Here is an 18711-nt window from a genome sequence, read left to right as displayed (position 1 = left end):
AATCACGCCATCATAGATGGCATAGTAGTAACAAAAATAAACTAGACCATTATGACTATGACTCAGACATAACAGCGGACAATACTTTAATAACCGCATCTTTGCGATTAACCAGCAATGCTTTCACTGATTTTTCTTTACCGAAAAAAGTTGATCCAAGCAAAGTTGAATGCGCATTGACTTTAATACCTAAAACCCGACCACCATATTTATGGAGCAGAGCTTCACAGTGACGGTAAAATCGTTCACTTCCATCGTTGGAAAAGATAAGCACTCTCGAAATGCGATTTGGTTCTTTCAATTTCTTACGTGTACGCAAAGATGCTAAACCAGCTTCTTCAGTTTGCAATACAGTTTCAATATTTTCCAAACCACCACGGAGAGTACCGCAGCGCCTAGCAAAGGCAAGTGCTTGTATCAAATTATCACTCAATTCCACATGCGGAACTTTCACACTTCCTTCAGGAGAAAATGTACGAAATGATTTTTGCAACGTATGAAATAATATTTCATTTTCAGAATCAGTTTCCAATAATCTTGGTAGTTTCAGCATGTAGCTTTCCAGAAAGTTTTACAGGTAAACCTGTTTTATAAGCAATTTCGTCTGCGTTTGAAGTCGCGACTGAGCTAAAATCAGAAAAACCGGCAGTGTGAATGACTGCTGCAATATGCTCAGCAACACCTTTCAATTGCATCCAGTAACGAAGACGTTCAACAGGTACCAATTTTACATCAACTTTTTCTGGGTCAAGAAGCGGTTGAGGACGTGTTTTAGCAACGATGTCATCGATAGCAGCTTCAGCTTCTTCAGATTCTCCCATTTCTTCATCGATAATAGGTTCACCCAAGTGAAAACCTTCAAGGTCTTCATCCGAAGTCAAATCAGTTTGTTGGTCGGATTGAGCTGCAAGCTCAGATGCTCCTTGAATAACCTGTTCTGCTTCTTCAGGTGTTAAACGCAATAGCTTTACCAAACTACGAGGATCCATGCGAGAAATATCTGCAGGATCTTTATAGCCTTCATTTACAAGAATTTCAGCGCGCATTTCACCAAGAGCTGGGATCTGAGCTATAACATTTTTATATTCCTGAACAAGTTCTCTCATTTTAGTTTCTGAACGAATGTCCACCTTCCAACCTGTGAGCTGAGCAGCCAAACGTACATTTTGACCTCTTTTACCAATCGCAAGAGAGAGATGTTCATCGGGGACAACAACTTCCATAATATGAAGACGTTCATTGACAATAACTTTTGAGGGCTCTGATGGAGCAAGCGCATTGCAAACAAAACGAGCTGGGTCACGATCGTAAGGAATAATATCGATTTTTTCGCCACGAAGTTCTTGTACAATGGCTTGAACACGAGCTCCTTTAATACCGACACAGGCACCAACAGGATCGATAGAAGGTTCAGTGCTGTAAACAGCAATTTTTGAACGGCTTCCTGGGTCACGTGCCGCACTTTGGATAACCACAACACCTTCCGAAATTTCGGTAACTTCTTGTTCAAAAAGACGAATAAGAAGTTCTGGGTGGGCACGACTCAACATAACCTGAGGTCCACGAGTCGATTTTTTGACATCTATGACAAAAGCAATAACTTTGTCTCTAATTTTATATTTTTCACCAGGAATTTGCTCGCGCACTGGCAAAACACCTTCTGTAGGACCGAGATCGACTATGATGTCAGCTTTGTCAAAGCGACGAACCTGCCCAGTAACAATTTGGTGTTTTTTATCACGAAATTCACGAACAATTTTTTCTTTTTCTGCTTCCATAACTTTTTGCACAATGGATTGCTTTGCGGCTTGAGCAGCAATTCTACCTAATTGGTCTGTTGGCAACGGCTCACCGATTTCATCTCCAATTTGAAGAGTATCGTCCATTTGAAGAGCTTCAGAAGCAGGAATTTGTTTGCTTACATTTGTAAGTTCTTCATCTGCTACAACAGTTCTATAGCGAATAAGCTCAATTTCTTCGGTTTCTTCATTGAAGCGTGTTTCAAAGACGCAATCACCAAAATGCTTGCGTGCTGCAGTCAGAACCGCTTCTCTCAATGCGCCAATAAGAAGTTGACGATCAATATTTTTTTCTTTGCCAACAGTTTCGATAACACGCTTCAAATCTATTTGCATTCAATGCACCTCAGAAAACAAGTCAAGAATTCAATGAACCAACAGTAAAAGGCTCATACTATTTGTATTTTTTAGAAGCACCTTGCCGCGCTTTTTTTCGTGCCGCTTCTTTCGCCAATTTAACAGACTTAGAAGCAGGGTGAAACGGCAGCACAAATGCTGTTTTAATATTCTCAAGAGGAATTTCAAACCTATGAGTACCTTCTGCAAGAACAATAATTTTCAGACTATCTTTATCATAAATATCGTTTAAAATCATCGTAAATTTGCTTCTGCCTTCGATTAGGTTCCAAACTTCAACTTTAAGCATATCACCTATAGATGCTTGAAAATCTTCAAAATCATAGAGTGTTGGCTCAGAGCCAGGGGAACCAACGCGAATTTGTACATCATCCGCAATAAGATCAAGGGCATCGGTCGTCATAAGAAACTCATGAAATTCAGCACATTCATCAAATGAAAGGCTTGTTTCAGCTTGACGTGGAACTACGCAAGCTTCTACATCCGGCAAAGAGTAGCCCTTATCTAGAATGATATCAACAACAGCTTCACCTTCTTCAAAAAGGAAAAGCCAATTCCGAACTCGTAAATTCATCACACCAGGGTTTACAGCCTGTTGAGACTTCAGCATATGCAAGGCAGTCCTTAATGCTTGAAGAATATTCGTATGAATTTGCCGTGTTAGAAGCTTTGGACTGTTTATTTTAATAGTATCATCGACGGGATACAAGACTTCTCCAAAAATTCAATTGGTTTTTAAAAGACCTAGCTTCAAAACTAAAAGTTCAAAAGCAAGAGCAAAAAACATTAATCAGATTGGGTATAACGTAATACAGCTAAAATCAAATCAAATTTTTCAAAGAGTGTTCAAATATTTTAAAAAAACTATCTGTCTCAAAAAATGGGCTAGAAAATCTTGGTCTACGTGCATTCAAGAGGACTTACTGATGGATACAAAATATCGAAAAAAGCTTGGGGAGTGGGGAGAATATCAAGTTGATAAATGGATGGAAAAACATCGATGGTTCCCTATTAAAAAGAATGTAAAAATCAAACGAGGAGAAATTGATCGCATATATTCTCCACTAAAAAGTCTTAATAAAAAACAATTATGTTTAGTTGAAATCAAGACTCGTATTATATCTTCCCAAAAAGAAATCAATGAAATTTTTTCTGAAAGTGGAGTTAAAAAATATTTTAAAACTCAGCAAATTAAAAACTTGCATATCTATGGAGAGCAATTTAGAATAAAATATCAAGCAAAAATATATATAAGAATATTTATTATACTTAAAATAAAACATAATTTTAACAAAAAATATTTACTAAATTTCCATACATCAATAAAAATATGCCACGTATGTCATGAATATTTAATTCTATCTATTGAACCTGAATTTACAAATATTCAATTGAAAAAAAGCACTCTTGAAATTTTAATTTAAATCATTCTTTTAACAACACTTCTTTTACGTAACAGCATTAACTAAAAACATGAATAAAGAATACTTATTTAAATGTTCTTTATTTTCAAAATAAATCAATTTGATATCCAATAAATTAAAAGATATATTGCTTGTAATTATTGAATTTATTGTTAACTTTATCTTGTTCCGTCCATTTACAACAAGGAAAATACAATGAAATTAAAATTTGCGTTATCATTTTTATCAATTTTATCTGCTTCAGCATTTGCGAATTCAACCCACAACTTAAACACTGTGATTCATAGTGGAAATATCGACAATATTGTTAATGTATTAGTAAATCTTTTTAATCAAGGGACACTCGATCAAAGTTACCCTATTAAAATAGATGGGACATACGAACTCAATGATCAAAATAAATTAGTTTCATTTCATGTTAAAGAAAACGCATTTAGAATTCATCAAGTTCCATTAATTGGAACGTATCAAACAAGATATTCAATAAGTGCAAATATTGTAAATGGAAATTGCAAAGAAGCACAGGTTTCAAATTTCAATATTATAGAAGGCATTCCTTCAATTGCTAATCCAATATTTTCAGCTTTATTAAATAGAAAAGGCGATAAAGCTATCCGTTTAGTTATTAAAAACTCTGGATTAAGCGCATACTGCAATAATAACTCTAACTACATTCTAGATATGAATTAAAAAAAATATGAGGGTTTATTTTAAAACCTCATATTCACAATATTCATATAAATTCAAAAGAAACTAAAAGATGACGGAACCTGCAAAGGAAAGATATTCTCTTTTCTTTGCAGATTTTTTAATGCTCCATACCTTCAATGAATTTTTCTGCTTGCAAAGCAGCTTGGCATCCTCTTCCTGCAGCCGTTATTGCCTGTCGATATAGTTTATCTTCAACATCTCCCGCAGCAAAAATTCCTTTTATATTGGTATGCGTACCATTTTGGGTTAAAATATAACCTTTTTCATCCATATTAACTAAACCTTTTACAAATCCCGTATTTGGATGATGTCCTATTGCCATAAACAATCCATCGACTGAAATATTATCTGTTTTTCCAGATTTTTCTTTCAAGACAAGCCCTGTTAATCCTTGCTCATTAGCAAGGGTATCAACAACTTCAGTGTTATAAATGATTTTTATTTTTGGGTTTGCCACAACACGCTCTTGCATAGCTTTGCTTGCACGGAATTTGTCACTGCGGTGAATTAAAATAACTTCGCTCGCAAGTTTTGACAAATAAGTTGCTTCTTCCATTGCACTGTCACCGCCACCAACGACAGCCACTTTTTTATTGCGATAAAAAAATCCATCGCAAACAGCACATGTAGAAAGACCATAGCCCATTAATTTATCTTTATTTGGCAAAGGAAGAGTTATTGCCGAAGCCCCGGTTGCAATAATGATAACTTTTGTATGAATATCTTCTTCATATTCACGTTTTATTACAAAAGTCCCATCCTGAATTCTTTCAATATTTTTAACTTCACCGGTTACAAAACGTGCGCCAACTTTTTCTGCTTGACCACGCATATCATTCATGAGTTTATTGCCATCAATTCCATCTACAAAACCAGGCCAGTTTTCAATAATACTTGTTGTTGTTAATTGCCCGCCCGGTTGCATTCCACTGATAACGACAGGAGAAAGAGCTGCTCTTGCAGAGTAAATTGCAGAGGTTAGTCCCGAAGGCCCCGAACCAATAATAACGATTTTTTCCATTTTTTCTCCAATGATTATAACTGATACCAAAAACGGCACCTGAACTTTCTTCTTTATACAATCTAGACTTCGTCTAAACAAGTAAAAATCGAGAAGTTAAAGAACTGTAGAATAATTCCAAGTAAAAAGACTACCATTTTTTATGAAATGGTATAAAATTAAATCATTTTAACTATGAATATTTTATTTAATGGTAACTTTATAATTACAAAATATAATTAAAAAAATCCTTTATGAATTAGTAATATAAAAAAATTATAGTAATTTAAATTTAGACTAAAAATTATTAATATAAAATATTTATTAAATTATAATAAATAATTAAATATTTATTAAAAATCGATTATTATAGAAATATATTTGACATTTATTTTAATTATAACTATTTTAAATTTGGCGCTAAATAGCAATATAACTAGTTATATTTTTTACATTTTTAAAATTGAAAGATACAAATGAAAACCATAGTAAAAACAAAAACAGTGACAATAAAAATTCCTCCAAAAATTAAACCATCTGATGTAATTATTAGTGATTGCCCTTAATTAAATTAAATTAATATTTTTGACTCTAATCATTATTTAACTAATGATTAGAGTCTTTATATAAACTTTAAAATCACGCCTAAGGTTACTAATGAAGTACAAATATAATCATAAATGTTTCTGCTATGAGAAAAATAAATCTTTATTTGTCAGCATTCCGTCTATTAATACCCTTGAAATTTCAGATGGAAAAGAATTAGTCAAAGACTGTATAAAGTACTTTACAGGTACAACAGTTAATGAAGTTTATGATCTTATTATAAAATACCATGATATTGAAAAAGAAGAATTTTTAAATATTGTTGACTTATTAATAAGTCATAACATTATTAAAGAAGAATTTAATCATAATAAATCACAAATAAATCTCACTCCAAAAGATTTATTAAAACATGATAGACAAATTAAATATATGGAATCATTGTTTGGAAATAGCACAGAAAAATCAATCAAGTTTCAAGAAAAAATTAAGTCACTCAATATCTGTATTATTGGCGTAGGAGGAGTTGGTAGCTATTTATCATATGGACTTCTTGCAATGGGCGTTAGTAAAATTACATTAGTTGATCATGACTCAATTGAGCTCAGTAATACCTCAAGACAAATGCTCTATGTCGAAGCTGATGTTGGTAGAAGTAAAATTGAAGTTGCAAAAGAAAAACTAAAACTTGTAAATCCTGAAGCAGAAATAAACACACACAACATTGCTATAAAAAACGACGCTATTCTCGAAGTTTGTCTACAAAATAATCCAGATTTAGTTATACTTGCAGCAGATACTCCAAGAGGGTTAATTCCTTATATCGTTGATCGCGTTTGCCATAAAAAAAATATCCCATTCGTATCAGGGGCTCCTACCTGTGATATGATTAGAGTTGGTCCACTCATTATTCCAGGTAAAACAGCTTCATTTTCTGAGCTCATGCCACCACTCTTCGATAATATTGAAGATATTGATAAAGATATAAAATTTATAAACAATCGTTTTATCGGAAGTGTAATGGATCCATTTAATGCAATCGCCGCTAAAATGCTTCTTGCAGAAATTATTAAATACTTCACAAATTATCAGCAGTGTAGAATTCTAGGAAAAATGATTTTACTCAGCACAGATACTTGGGAATTGTTGACAACAGAGGAAGCTTGAATGAATTTAATAAAATATTTTATAGAAATAAAAAAAAATAATAATGATTTAATGTTTTATAATATATTAAATTTAATAATAAACAAATCAACGCCTCTTTCTTCAATTATACACCTAAATAGAGTTGAACCCATTTCTAAGCAAAAGCACAATCATTATTTAGAAGATTTAATAACTAAAAATATTGATAATTACTTCGACTTCATACAATATATTCTTGACTCTGAGTCAGATTTTAAAACTGCTATTGATATATTTAATTTTATAAAGATCAATAGTGAATTTAAAAATAGTTATTTATTTAAATATGGATATAAAATTAAAAATAATGAATCTTCACAATTTATTGGTAGAGATGAAGAAATAAAAATTTGCCGGATTTTATTAAATAGAAACTATAAAAATAACCTTATTCTCATTGGTGAACCAGGTGTTGGCAAAACTTCAATTGTTGCAGAAATTGCAGAAAAATCTGAAATGGATATCATTTGTGTTGAAATGAATGCAGTTATTGCAGGCACAAAGCACAGAGGAGATTTTGAAGAGAGAATCACGCAAATAATTGAAGATTCTATAAAGTTTGAAAAAATACTCTTCATCGATGAAATTCATGTATTAATGAATTGCAGTAATATGGAAGGCAGTATTTCAGCAACAAATATACTTAAGCCATACCTAACAAAAAATGATTTTAGAATTATAGGAGCAACAACCACCGAAGAATCATTCGGAATTATGAAAGATAAATCATTTGAAAGAAGATTTAACTTCTTCAAAATTCCAGAACCTTCAAGTAATATTTTAGTAAATATTATCAAAGAAAATTTCTCGGATATTCACTCAAATATTAATGATGAAATCATTTTAAAAATTTTTGAATTTCTAAATGAAATAAAAAATAAATTTTATCCAGACAAACTCATTGACTTTCTAGATTTATGGCAAGCATATAATGCTCATGAAAAAAAAGTAGTCGACGTAAATAAGGCTATTAATTTTTATCAAATTTGCACTAATATAACCTAGAAATTATTTAAAATTGCTTTGTCCTCAGTTTGTAGTATTTTTGCTTTATAAAAATAATTTTTTCAAAATAAAATTGAAAATTTCACAAGCAAGAACTGACAGAAAAAACCGTTATGAATATTGACAAAAAGCCTTCTATCTATACAAATTTTAATTATACTTAGTTTACCTCGTTTAGTATTGACATTTTAACTTTGGGGTTATTTATGAAATCTTTATCAGGCTCTCTATATTGGCTCACTGGTGCATCTTCAGGCATTGGCTACGCCGTTGCAAAAGAACTGGCTGAACAAAATGCTGGAATTATAATTTCCTCTCGCAATGCAGAAAAAATGGACGACAAAGTAGATGCTTTAAAAAAGCTAGGTGCATCTTCAGTTGAAACCGTTTCGCTAGATTTAAGTGATGGAAAGTTTGAAAAAAAAATAAAAGATGTGCTAAAAGACAAGAAACTAAATGGTGTTCTTCTAAACGGGGGAGGATTTCCTGGAAAAAAAACCTCCGAACATGCCTTTCAAGATTTTGTTGAAGGCAATAAAATAATGCTTGCTGGACCTGCTCAATTCTTACTAAATATTCTTCCCTATATGAAACCCCATAAATCAAGTGTTGTTGCGATTACGAGCACTTCAATTAAAGAACCTATCGCTACCCTTGATTTATCTTCAATATACCGTTCAGGACTGGTTATTTTTCTTAAGAATCTAGCTCATGAAATTGGTCATACAGGAATTCGCATTAACAACGTTGCGCCCGGAGCTACTTCAACAGAACATTTAGAAGAAATTATTGAAAAAACAGCCAAGAAAAATAAAACCTCGGCTAAAGAAGTTCGTTCCCAGTGGGAAAATAGATCGGCATTAAAGCGTATGGCAAAACCTGAAGAAATTGCTAAGGTTGCTTGTTTTCTTATGTCAAAAGATGCTTCATTTATTAATGGACAAACCATTGTTGTTGACGGTTGCTCAACGAAATCTTATTTTTAGTATTAAAATATATTTCACTTGATAAATTGATCTGCAGCTTGCTCAATAAGCACTGAGCTTATTCCACATTGATTTTCAATAAATTGAGCAATACCACCCTGTGTTTTCATATCAACTAAAAAATCTTCCATTCTCCCTTTTTTAAACTTTTCAAGTGCACTGGTCTTTTCATAATCGCATTCAATAGAGTCTATTATACTTTTATCCGCAATATTTTTCTTTTCAGCCAACATCATTGTCATCATTGCAGCAAAAGTTCCAGTTCTGTCACGTCCAACATCACAGTGAAAAAGAAAGCTTTTCTTTTCAGTTAGATCGACAAGGGCGCTTTTAAAAAAATGACACATTGAATCTTTAAATGCAGGTTTTTTCCAATTATCTAGCTTTTCAATGTCACTTATTTCAAAAGTTGTATTTAGATGCGTGCCAAATAACCTCGATCCATCTTTTTTCTCGCAATAATACGCATGTGGATTCCATGGACTAAAGTTAAGAGAATATATTTTGTCTGGATTATTAATTTTGTCACAACTCCAACCCGAAAAATATTTATTAGAACGATATACAAGCCCTGTCTGAAATAGATCTTTTTGAAGACACTGATTTAAACTTGCTCCCACATCTCTAAAATTTAACCGATAATCAAAAAGACCAATCCAAAGTTTTGGTTCATATTTACTTTTATCTCTCTTATAAATATAACCTATTGCAGATACAATGACTGCTACAACCATCAAAATCGAACTTAAAATGATTATTATTTTTTTATTTTTTTTCATATTTCTCACTAGGTAAATAAATTAATTCAGTTTAAACAAAATAAGCTATCCCCGCTTTTTCAAAGCAGAAAAGTATAATAAAAACTTGAAAATAAATTTATCAGAGGAATTGAATAAAGAAAAGAAGAGCTTTAAGAAGTTGGTGCTCATGACCAGAATCGAACTGGTACACCCTTGCGGATACAGGATTTTAAGTCCTGTGCGTCTACCTATTCCGCCACATGAGCACGAAAGAGTACATATAGCATGAATTACAATATGACAAGTCTCAAAGGACTATTTGCTGTTTTTTTTTTTCATGGTAGCGTCTCTTCGTAAGATTTGGATATCCGTATGACTGATTTAATAGAGGAAATAATATGGAAAATATCGAAAAAAAACCAACAGAATTAGCAGATGTAGCCTCAATAATAAAGAGTATATACTCCGCAACCTTGCTTTCAGGTAAAGTCGCTCTCGTAACAGGTGGCTCGCGTGGAATTGGAAAAGCAATTGCTCTTGCCTATGGTGCGCTCGGTGCAAAAGTTATCGTGAATTATGCGGGCAACGCACAAGCAGCAGAAGCAACAGTAAATGAAATCGTACGTAATGGCGGTTTAGCAACCTGTGTAAAGTTTGATGTTTCCGACTTTAACTTAGTGCAAGAAACAGTAAAATCACTCGAAAAAGAACATGGTAATATTGAAATACTTGTCAATAATGCTGGCGTTTCTCGTGATAATTTATTTGTTAAATTTAAGGAAGACGAGTGGGATAATACCCTCGATACAAACTTAAAGGGAGCCTTTAACTGCTCAAGGGCTCTGGCCATGAGTATGATGCGTAAGCGTGCAGGTAAAATTATTAATATTTCTTCTGTTGTGGGTTTAACTGGAAATGCAGGCCAATCGGCATATGCCGCCAGCAAAGCAGGCGTTATTGGATTAACCAAAGCCCTCGCTCTAGAATTGGCAGGGCGCAATGTACAAATTAACGCCATTGCCCCTGGCTATATTTCAACCGACATGACAGGAGCTTTAAACCAAGACGTTCTAGCAAAAATAATTGAAAAAATACCTATGGAAAAAGTGGGTGACCCTATTGAAGTTGCAAAAGCAGCAGTCTTTCTAGCAAGCTCTTCGTCAAGCTACATAACAGGCCAAACTTTGGCTGTTGATGGCGGCATGACTATGCATTAATTGACCCATTTTAATTTTTGCAATGGGTCATAGAGAAAGTCTTAAATTAAATTATATTATCAAATAATATAATATAATATAATATAATAAAATCAATAAAAATGCAAAAATACACAACTCACTTATTTAATAGAGCTACTATAAATTCTTAAAATATCACGTCCAAGTTTAATTCTTTCATCACCGATGGATTTATTTATAAGAATGACAACACCAATTTTATCTTCAGGAATGTAAGCCATATAGCTTGACATTCCATAACCAGACCCTGTTTTATCTATAAATATTTTATTTTTTACAAAATTTTTATTTTCTATTATTTTTTTAGATGCGAATGTAGGGTTACCATCTTTATCAAATTTATTAAAATATGTATCTCCTACAGAGTTTTCTAATTCAGAAATAATATGTGCCTGCCATGCAAGCTGTTCACAGGAGATTTTATCTTCAAAGCAATATTTATTTTCATGTGCTAATAGAATAGCTTTAGAAAGATTTGCATCTTTAATAGAAGAATAATTAATATGTGCATTTAAATACTTTGTAATATCAGAAATAGTTGATTTCAAAGATGCTGCTGCAAACCAAGCTTCAATGTCACTGCTATAAGGAACTGGATTATTATTTTTATCGTGCCCTAAAGCTATGTATTTTTCTTTGTCTTTTGGAACATTTAAATATGTTGAATTCATATTCAATGGTCTTAACATTTTATCTTCTAAAATTTCTTGATAATTTTTTGCATAAATATTTTGCAAAACATAGCCCATTGTACCAATACCTGCGTTCGAGTAACTGTATTCTTTTCCAGGATCTCCATTCCCCTTAAACTCATTTAATTTGCTCACAAGAGCCGAATAAGTTTTTGGTCGAGGGTTGAAATCAAATGGAAAAGAAGATACGTGCGCAAGCAATTCACTTGACGTAATTTTACTTAAATTTTTGTTGTTTTTTAATTCAGAAAAATAATTAACAAAAGGAGCATCTAAATTCAATTTTCCATCTATTGAAGCAACTGCAGCCAATGTCCCTGTAATTGTTTTTGTAAAGGATGCAATTGTATAAATTGTATTGCTTGTTGTCTGAGCTCTTTCTGATTTATTAGAAAATCCATAATTATTTATTACTATTTTATCATTATTTATAACAGCTAAAGACATCCCCTCAATTTTATTCAATTCCATGAATGCATTAGTCAATTTATTTATTTCACTATTTGAATTTGAAACCGCATTGGATTCAAATTGAATAAAAGCCCCAACAAAAATAAACTTAAAAAAATTATATTTCTTCATAAATACCCTATTTATACTTAACACTGGAGGAAATTAATTTATTTTAGGTTTTTTAGCCCAATAGCCAAATTCACCTCCACATATTCCCTGCGGCTTAATTCCCTTTAAAGTTGTCCAAGATAACGCGCCCGTGTACGTAACAAGTCGACTCGAGCCATTTACTTTAACAACTCCTGTATACCAGCTCAATAATATTTCTTTAGAAAGTTTTTTTAAATCTTTACGAGTGTCAGGGATTTTTAATTGCAAATAATTATAAAGTTCAAATATTTTACTTCTATTATTTCTATCAATAATGAAGTAATCTAAATATTTTGTTCCCAGTTCTAAATCAAGCTCAGAACTTCCTGTGAGTTTTTCAGAAATTTTCATAAATTTATTTAACAACTCTTCATCATTTTCGGCATGGGCTAAAAAATCCATACCGAATGAGGTGATAGAAAATGTCATAACAAGATTGGATAAAAACTCCCGACGTTTTAAGCAATTCATATGTTACACCTTGTGATATTGATTAAGTATATAGTGACTACATTTAAGGGACAGAGCTGCAATAGTTAAAGTTGGATTTGCACTGCCTGTTGTCGGCATAACTCCAGCACCCAGCAGAAAAAGATTGTGATGTTCATGACTCCGCAAATACTCATCTACAACAGAAGTTTTAGAGTCTTTCCCCATGCGATGAGTGCCCATGACGTGACCTGCTCCATAAAATTCTAGGGGTGATTTAATTTGAGTGCAATTTGCTAAATTTAAAATTTGGATCATTTTTTTTCTAGAATCTGAAAAACTTTTATTTGTATAAGAGTCTAAAGCATAATACACTTCTGGCCGTGGAATACCAATTGCATCAAGATTTTTATAAGAGGGTATAACTCTATTATATGGATCAGGAAGTTGTTCCGTTAATGCGGCCATTGTCACTTGACGATAAACACTTTCTCTATAAATATCTTCTAGCTTTTTTCCTTTAAAACCTTTTTCAATTAAAGATTCTACGAAAGGATTTATCCCACCAATTGGAAAAGTCCAACCATCATTGCTAATTTCCAATCGATAAGATGCAAAATCTTTTCGATATGCTCCTCTACGAGTCTCATCTATACCTGCGGTAGATGTAGGAGAACGATACGGAAAAATACGCTCAGGAGCTAATCCATATGCAAGTATAACAGGATGATCCATCAGGTTACGACCGACTTGATCACTCAAATTTGCAATTCCATTTTTAAAATATTCACTTTTTGACATAAGCAATAACTTTGCATTTTCAATTGCATTTGCAGCGAGAATAAACGTGTTACCTTTGACGCTAAATATTTTTCCATCTTTTATTTTAAATTTAATTTCAGATATTTTACCAGATTTTTCTGAAACTACTTCGTATGCAACAGCATTTGTAACTAATTTTGCTCCATTTTTTTGGGCTTTATTTAAATGAACGGTTGCATCATACTTAGCTTGCACAGGACAAATTGGAATACAACTTGCACTTCCGCAACATGCAGATCGCATGTCATAAGGAATAGAATTGCGAGCCTGTGGGGTATGAACAATTTTATATTCAGATTTCTTCAGAGAAGCTATCATAAATTGATCTAAATTAGAAAACGGGATTTCTGGTAATGGGTATTTATTTTTTCGAGGTGAACCTAAATCTTCTCCATTAAATCCTGAAGTCCCTAATTCTTTTTCTGCTTCTTCATACCAAAACTCTAGATCGTTATATGTAATGGGCCAGTCGAACGCGACATTGTATTTGCTTTTCATCTGAAAATCTTCGGGCAATAATCGCAAAACTGTACCTTGCCAATGCCATGTGGTTCCTCCTGCAACTCTTAAATAAGTGCTCTTAAATAATTCTTTCCCTTTTTGAACAAAATAACTTTCATTTACAGTTAAAGGAAAACGTGCATGGGCTTGTTGTTCATAAGCAGACTCTGGAATTTTATCAACAGCATTAATGAAAGTGTTGAAAGCTTTTCCTCTATCAACATGACTTCCTGCCTCTAAAATAATTACTTTTAAACCTTTTCGGCTCAATCGCTCAGCCATTATTGAACCTGCAATACCTGAACCGACAATAACAATGTCTGAGGTCAAATTCTCCATAGAACTCCTTTTATAAATTTTATAATATTTACAAGTACATAAATTTTTTATAATCGATTAAATTGTAAATACGGTATTAAGAACAAGTAAATAATAAATATATGTAAGAATAATCAAAGTATATCTTAACTATTACGACAAAAATTTCAAGTTATTGAACAAATTATTTTATTAATAATATTTATTGAATTTATGAAATTTAATAATTTAATTTTATGAAATTGTTTTTTAAAAAAATTTCATATTTAAAGTAAATCTAATGATTAGATCAATATTTGTTTTTAAACAATTAATTTTAAACTCTGTGATAAATCATGTTTAATTTTGAAGTAAAAAATCTTGGCAGAAATTTTTGGGAGTTTCTAACATTATACCATTTGGAAACCCTCGATAATGGATATTATAAATTTTAGAGATATAATATAAAAATCCTTTTTCACCACAACTCAATCTTTGTGCTAAACTCTGCCAATTTACTTTTGTATTATCTTGTGTCGTTATTGTTTCATGTGCCCAACTGGCTTCAGCCAAACCAGCCATTTTAGGCAATGCCATGTAAATGAGATGCGCAAAAGTTGGTAAATTTTCTGACCATAAAGTACCTTCAATACCTAAAACTCTGTCTGGATTTATTGCTCTATCCATGATAATTTTAGACGATAAAGCAGACTGTAAAGAACTTTCTGTATCTGAAAATGAAGTTGCCCATGTAAAACCCACTTCATTTTTATCGGGAGTATAGGCGAGATCAAAATAAGTTTGGTCTGCAAAAGCAATGACAACCGGATATTTGTTATCTATTAAGTTAACTGATTGTTTAATTGCATTTTGTGCTGTATTCCATACCCAAATGCGTCCTACATTATTTGCCTCAACAATTTCATTTCCTAAAAACTCATCCTCATTCTGAATAAATTGTTGCCAACCTGAAAACTTTATTTCAGGCAATTGCTTTGAAACTTCTTTAAAAAATTTATGGGATTTCTCAAGTGCATTTACCCCTCCCCATTCGCCTTGGCATGAACTTGATTTATCCCATGCATTAGAACTCACTTCATCTCCACCAATACTCACTTCATTTGGTAAGAAATAAAGTGTTTTTTGTTGCGAAAAAATTTCAGCAATTTCTCTTAATATGGCATTAACTGTATAAGTAAAATTCATTCCATATTCTGATTGATCACCATAAGCACACACAGGGATGACATTATCTGAATATCCTTGTACTGATAAAAACTGGGATTTATCATTTTTATCATAAAATACATTTGGCATTGCTTTAATCAATGCGCGTGCATGTCCTGGAAATTCAATTTCGGGAATAACTGTGATTTGATGATCATTGGCAAATTCTATAATTTCTCTGATCTCTTCTTTAGATAAGACATTTTGATAGATTGAAAATGCCATAGGATAAATCACGTTATTATAATTTGTTTTATCGAGATTCCCCTGCAAAAACATAAGAGGTCCAATTATTTTTCCATAACCTCTTTCACCTGCAATTTTATTAAGCCAAGGAAATGAACTTAGTTTCAAACGAAATGCTTCATCATCTGCCAAATGCAAGTGCAAATTATTTATTTTATGAGCGGACATAATTTCTATAGTATTTTTAATTTCATCTATTGAAAAATAATGACGAGCCAGATCAAGAGTAACTCCACGATATTGAAACCGAGGATAATCCAGAATAACTGCTGAATTTATTCCTGCAATATTATTTTTATAACTGCTATTGAACCAAAGTTGTCTTAAGGACTGAATTGCATAAAACACACCAGCATCATGCATTGCTTCAATAATAATTTTCTCATTCGTTATAGAAATTCTATAACCTTCTGGATTATTGTTTATATCTTTTTTATTAAAAATTTCCTTTATAATTATTCCAGTTTTTATTCTTTTCAAATTCGATTTTATAATATTTACATTTAGATCTGATTTTAGAATTTCCTTAAAATAATCTTCAATCCATGGATTTAAATTTTTAAATTTATTTTGTAACTGGATTTCATCTTTAAAAAAAAAATCTTTAATATTTTTTTGCTGAATATAACTTACAGGAGAAGGAACTATAATATTGTTCGACACACTTTGCATCGAAGAATTCCATTTTTTAATATTATGTTCATTAATAGATTTCTCAATAGAACTACGTTCATATCCTTGAAAATGATAAGAGGATTTTTTTGTAGAAAGTGTGTATATTTTCTCAGATTTCGTTTCTTTTACAACTAAAAATAAATTTTGGGGAACCGCAGAGTAATTTTTGGGAGGCCATTGATTGTTTCGAATTAAACGAATCTCATATTGACTGCCTGGCTTTAAATCAAAGTTCGATTCAGGTTCAAGAATTGTTGTATAACCTGCACTTTGATCTTTACGATGCAGTAAAGTTTCTTTAGCATATACTAATTTTTTGCACTGATTTGTCGCATTGCAAATATTCATACTTAGCTTACTATTTACCATACCAAGCTTATCAAAACTTCTTGGCATATAAAAACCAAATTTCCAATTTTGAATAAGAGATCCTAAATTTGTTAACTTAATAATGGTATAAAACTCATTTACTTGCGCATCGTCATGACAAGGGCTCTCTTTGTCATGACATGCACCAATAAATATTGAATCAATATTTAATGTTTCATTTATTCTGTTTTTATTTGAATAATTGAAATCAGGAATCTCAACAAAATCCATTAATGACATCATATGTTCAGCATTTTCTTCTTTTGCTGACAATGTATTTGCACTTATAAATTTAGTTGTGAAAAAAAATATTGCAATAAATACAATTTTATAAATATTTAAAAATCTCATGGCAAAAACTCCATATAAAATGGATACCAATCCAATGATACAAAATTAAATTTTCTTATTTAGCTATATTAATAGATTTAAAATAAATTGCAATTGAACTTTGAAAAAGCTGTTAGCTTTCTCGTTTTAAAACAGCTGCAAACATAGTGTCTGCATTTTCATGAGGCGAGCCTAATAAATTCTGCTTTACCAGAGAGAAATTTGGGTTGTTTTTTAGAAATTCGCAAACTATGCCTTCATTTTCATCAAATACCCAGCTACAGGTTGAATATACCAAATGACCACTCACTCGTACACCTTTGCTCGCTTTTTCTAAAATACTATGCTGCAACTTACTTAAACTTAAAATGTTATCACTGGAAACACGGTATTTTGCATCTGGGTTCCTTCTCCAAGTCCCTGATGAAGAACAAGGAGCATCAACTAAGACCCAATCAAATCCATTTCTATTTTCAACTTCTTTTTGAAACTGAGGGAGTTTTTCTCCATTCCAAGGAAGACAGCGAATATTAAAAAAACCTGATTTTCGTGCACGCTTTTTTACTTCTTCAAGTTTGTATTCTCGAATATCAGACGCGTAAATGACACCTTTATTTTTTAATAAACTTGCAATCTGTTGTGTCTTTCCGCCTCCACCTGCACAGCAATCCCAAACAAACTGTCCATTTTTAACCTGAATATTTTGTCCAATTCTTTGACTCGCTAAATCCTGAATTTCAAACAAACCAGATCGGTATGCTTGTAATGCAAAAACGCCTTTTGCTCCGGTCACCTTCAAAGAAGAATCAAAATGTTCAAATTCAAACCCTTCTTTAATAAGTTCTTGAGTAATCAATTCTGTTTTACTCAAATCATTAATCCGAATCCACAAAGGTGGGCGAGAATCAAGCTCTGTTAAAAACTGTTTAACTTCTGTCTCGTTCCAATTTGATTTTTCAATTCTTTTTTCTAAACTGCTTTTATACCAAATAGGAATACTAGAAAAAATTAAATGAAAAGAAATATCCTTTGAGTTCTCAAGAAAAGAAATTAATTTAGCAAAGAATTGAGTTTCTAATTGAAAATTTTCAGATGACAATTCAAGAGATACTGCACTAGATTTATTTTTATATACTAATTGATAGCGTAGGCGAATCCAGACAAAAAAACGTTCTTCTGTAATTTCTTTCCACTTAGAAAGAAGTTGATTGCTATTTTTAAAATTTTCTTCAAAATTTATAATGAATTCTTTAATTAGTTTTTCATGTAAATTTACATGCTGGCACTTTAAAAAAAATTCTTCACAAAATAAAGAGAAATAACCAAAACGGATTCCAGCAAATAAACATTCACTATACCAACGTCTATCACGACTTCCATATTTTGAATTTTTAGCAAATTCTTGTGACAACCATCTATCAAACTGTGGAAGAGATTCTTGATTTAGTGCAGAGCACCATAGCTTATACAAATGAGGCCATCTGCCTTCATAATGTTTTGTACTTTTATTTTTTTGTTCTGCCATT

The 18711-nt window shown here is 32.0% G+C and carries 16 protein-coding genes and 1 tRNA gene; 6 read left to right on the top strand and 11 right to left on the bottom strand.

The window, feature by feature from the left end; genetic code table 11:
- Positions 1-55: 55 nt before the first annotated feature.
- Genes GCL57_RS12255 through GCL57_RS12245 form a run of 3 tightly spaced genes read right to left on the bottom strand, consistent with a single transcriptional unit; the run spans position 56 to position 2766 of the window.
- The gene (locus GCL57_RS12255; protein ID WP_152213641.1) at positions 56-553 is read right to left on the bottom strand and encodes a hypothetical protein; all 498 of its coding nucleotides are present in this window, start codon (positions 551-553) and stop codon (positions 56-58) included.
- Positions 522-2135 (bottom strand): transcription termination factor NusA, encoded by a 1614-nt coding sequence (nusA, locus tag GCL57_RS12250; RefSeq protein WP_152213640.1) that lies wholly within the window; start codon positions 2133-2135, stop codon positions 522-524. Before nusA ends, GCL57_RS12255 begins: the two co-directional genes overlap by 32 nt.
- Positions 2136-2193: 58 nt before the next feature.
- Positions 2194-2766 carry a ribosome maturation factor RimP gene (locus GCL57_RS12245; RefSeq protein ID WP_152213639.1) on the bottom strand — a complete coding sequence of 191 codons (573 nt, stop codon included), beginning with the start codon at positions 2764-2766 and terminating at the stop codon, positions 2194-2196.
- 316 nt (positions 2767-3082) lie between these two features.
- On the opposite strand from GCL57_RS12245, the gene GCL57_RS12240 reads away from it, so the two are divergent.
- Both GCL57_RS12240 and GCL57_RS12235 read left to right on the top strand, forming a co-directional pair.
- Positions 3083-3580, top strand: a complete 498-nt coding sequence (locus tag GCL57_RS12240) for a YraN family protein (RefSeq protein ID WP_152213638.1) — start codon at positions 3083-3085, stop codon at positions 3578-3580.
- 195 nt (positions 3581-3775) lie between these two features.
- Positions 3776-4270, top strand: coding sequence for a hypothetical protein (locus GCL57_RS12235; protein WP_152213637.1), 495 nt, complete (start codon positions 3776-3778; stop codon positions 4268-4270).
- 118 nt (positions 4271-4388) lie between these two features.
- On the opposite strand, the gene trxB is transcribed toward GCL57_RS12235, so the two are convergent.
- On the bottom strand, positions 4389-5312 hold the full coding sequence (gene trxB / locus GCL57_RS12230) for a thioredoxin-disulfide reductase (protein ID WP_152213636.1): 924 nt from the start codon (positions 5310-5312) through the stop codon (positions 4389-4391).
- A 636-nt stretch (positions 5313-5948) separates the two neighbouring features.
- Between trxB and GCL57_RS12225 the strand changes: the two genes are divergently transcribed.
- The 3 genes from GCL57_RS12225 to GCL57_RS12215 all read left to right on the top strand — a co-directional run bounded on the left by GCL57_RS12225 (position 5949) and on the right by GCL57_RS12215 (position 9016).
- On the top strand, positions 5949-7004 hold the full coding sequence (locus GCL57_RS12225; protein ID WP_152213635.1) for a HesA/MoeB/ThiF family protein: 1056 nt from the start codon (positions 5949-5951) through the stop codon (positions 7002-7004).
- Positions 7005-8030, top strand: a complete 1026-nt coding sequence (locus GCL57_RS12220) for an AAA family ATPase (protein WP_152213634.1) — start codon at positions 7005-7007, stop codon at positions 8028-8030. It begins immediately after the preceding gene.
- A gap of 206 nt (positions 8031-8236) precedes the next feature.
- Positions 8237-9016, top strand: coding sequence for an SDR family oxidoreductase (locus GCL57_RS12215; protein WP_152213633.1), 780 nt, complete (start codon positions 8237-8239; stop codon positions 9014-9016).
- Positions 9017-9030: 14 nt separating this feature from the next.
- Here the strand turns inward: GCL57_RS12215 and GCL57_RS12210 are convergent, their stop codons facing one another.
- Entirely contained in the window at positions 9031-9795 is a 765-nt protein-coding gene (locus GCL57_RS12210; protein ID WP_152213632.1) for a tyrosine-protein phosphatase, read from the bottom strand.
- Between the two features lie 140 nt (positions 9796-9935).
- A tRNA-Leu gene (locus GCL57_RS12205) sits at positions 9936-10022 on the bottom strand.
- A gap of 207 nt (positions 10023-10229) precedes the next feature.
- Between GCL57_RS12205 and fabG the strand changes: the two genes are divergently transcribed.
- Positions 10230-10973 (top strand): 3-oxoacyl-[acyl-carrier-protein] reductase, encoded by a 744-nt coding sequence (gene fabG, locus GCL57_RS12200; RefSeq protein ID WP_343034455.1) that lies wholly within the window; start codon positions 10230-10232, stop codon positions 10971-10973.
- Positions 10974-11095: 122 nt separating this feature from the next.
- On the opposite strand, the gene GCL57_RS12195 is transcribed toward fabG, so the two are convergent.
- The 5 genes from GCL57_RS12195 to GCL57_RS12175 form a co-directional block, all read right to left on the bottom strand.
- Positions 11096-12268, bottom strand: coding sequence for a serine hydrolase (locus GCL57_RS12195; protein ID WP_152213630.1), 1173 nt, complete (start codon positions 12266-12268; stop codon positions 11096-11098).
- A gap of 33 nt (positions 12269-12301) precedes the next feature.
- Positions 12302-12760, bottom strand: coding sequence for a sugar dehydrogenase complex small subunit (locus tag GCL57_RS12190; protein WP_152213629.1), 459 nt, complete (start codon positions 12758-12760; stop codon positions 12302-12304).
- Positions 12761-12763: 3 nt separating this feature from the next.
- Positions 12764-14380: a GMC family oxidoreductase gene (locus GCL57_RS12185; RefSeq protein ID WP_152213628.1), complete on the bottom strand. Its 1617-nt coding sequence runs from the start codon at positions 14378-14380 to the stop codon at positions 12764-12766.
- A gap of 318 nt (positions 14381-14698) precedes the next feature.
- Entirely contained in the window at positions 14699-17206 is a 2508-nt protein-coding gene (locus GCL57_RS12180; protein WP_152213627.1) for a family 20 glycosylhydrolase, read from the bottom strand.
- Between the two features lie 112 nt (positions 17207-17318).
- On the bottom strand, positions 17319-18710 hold the full coding sequence (locus GCL57_RS12175; protein ID WP_161597743.1) for an RsmB/NOP family class I SAM-dependent RNA methyltransferase: 1392 nt from the start codon (positions 18708-18710) through the stop codon (positions 17319-17321).
- Position 18711: the final 1 nt, after the last annotated feature.

It is taken from the genome of Fluviispira multicolorata (assembly GCF_009208585.1).
In the GTDB taxonomy this organism is placed as follows: domain Bacteria; phylum Bdellovibrionota_B; class Oligoflexia; order Silvanigrellales; family Silvanigrellaceae; genus Silvanigrella; species Silvanigrella multicolorata.
Note: the sequence above shows the minus strand (reverse complement) of the source record. Positions and strands in the feature narration are given on the sequence as shown.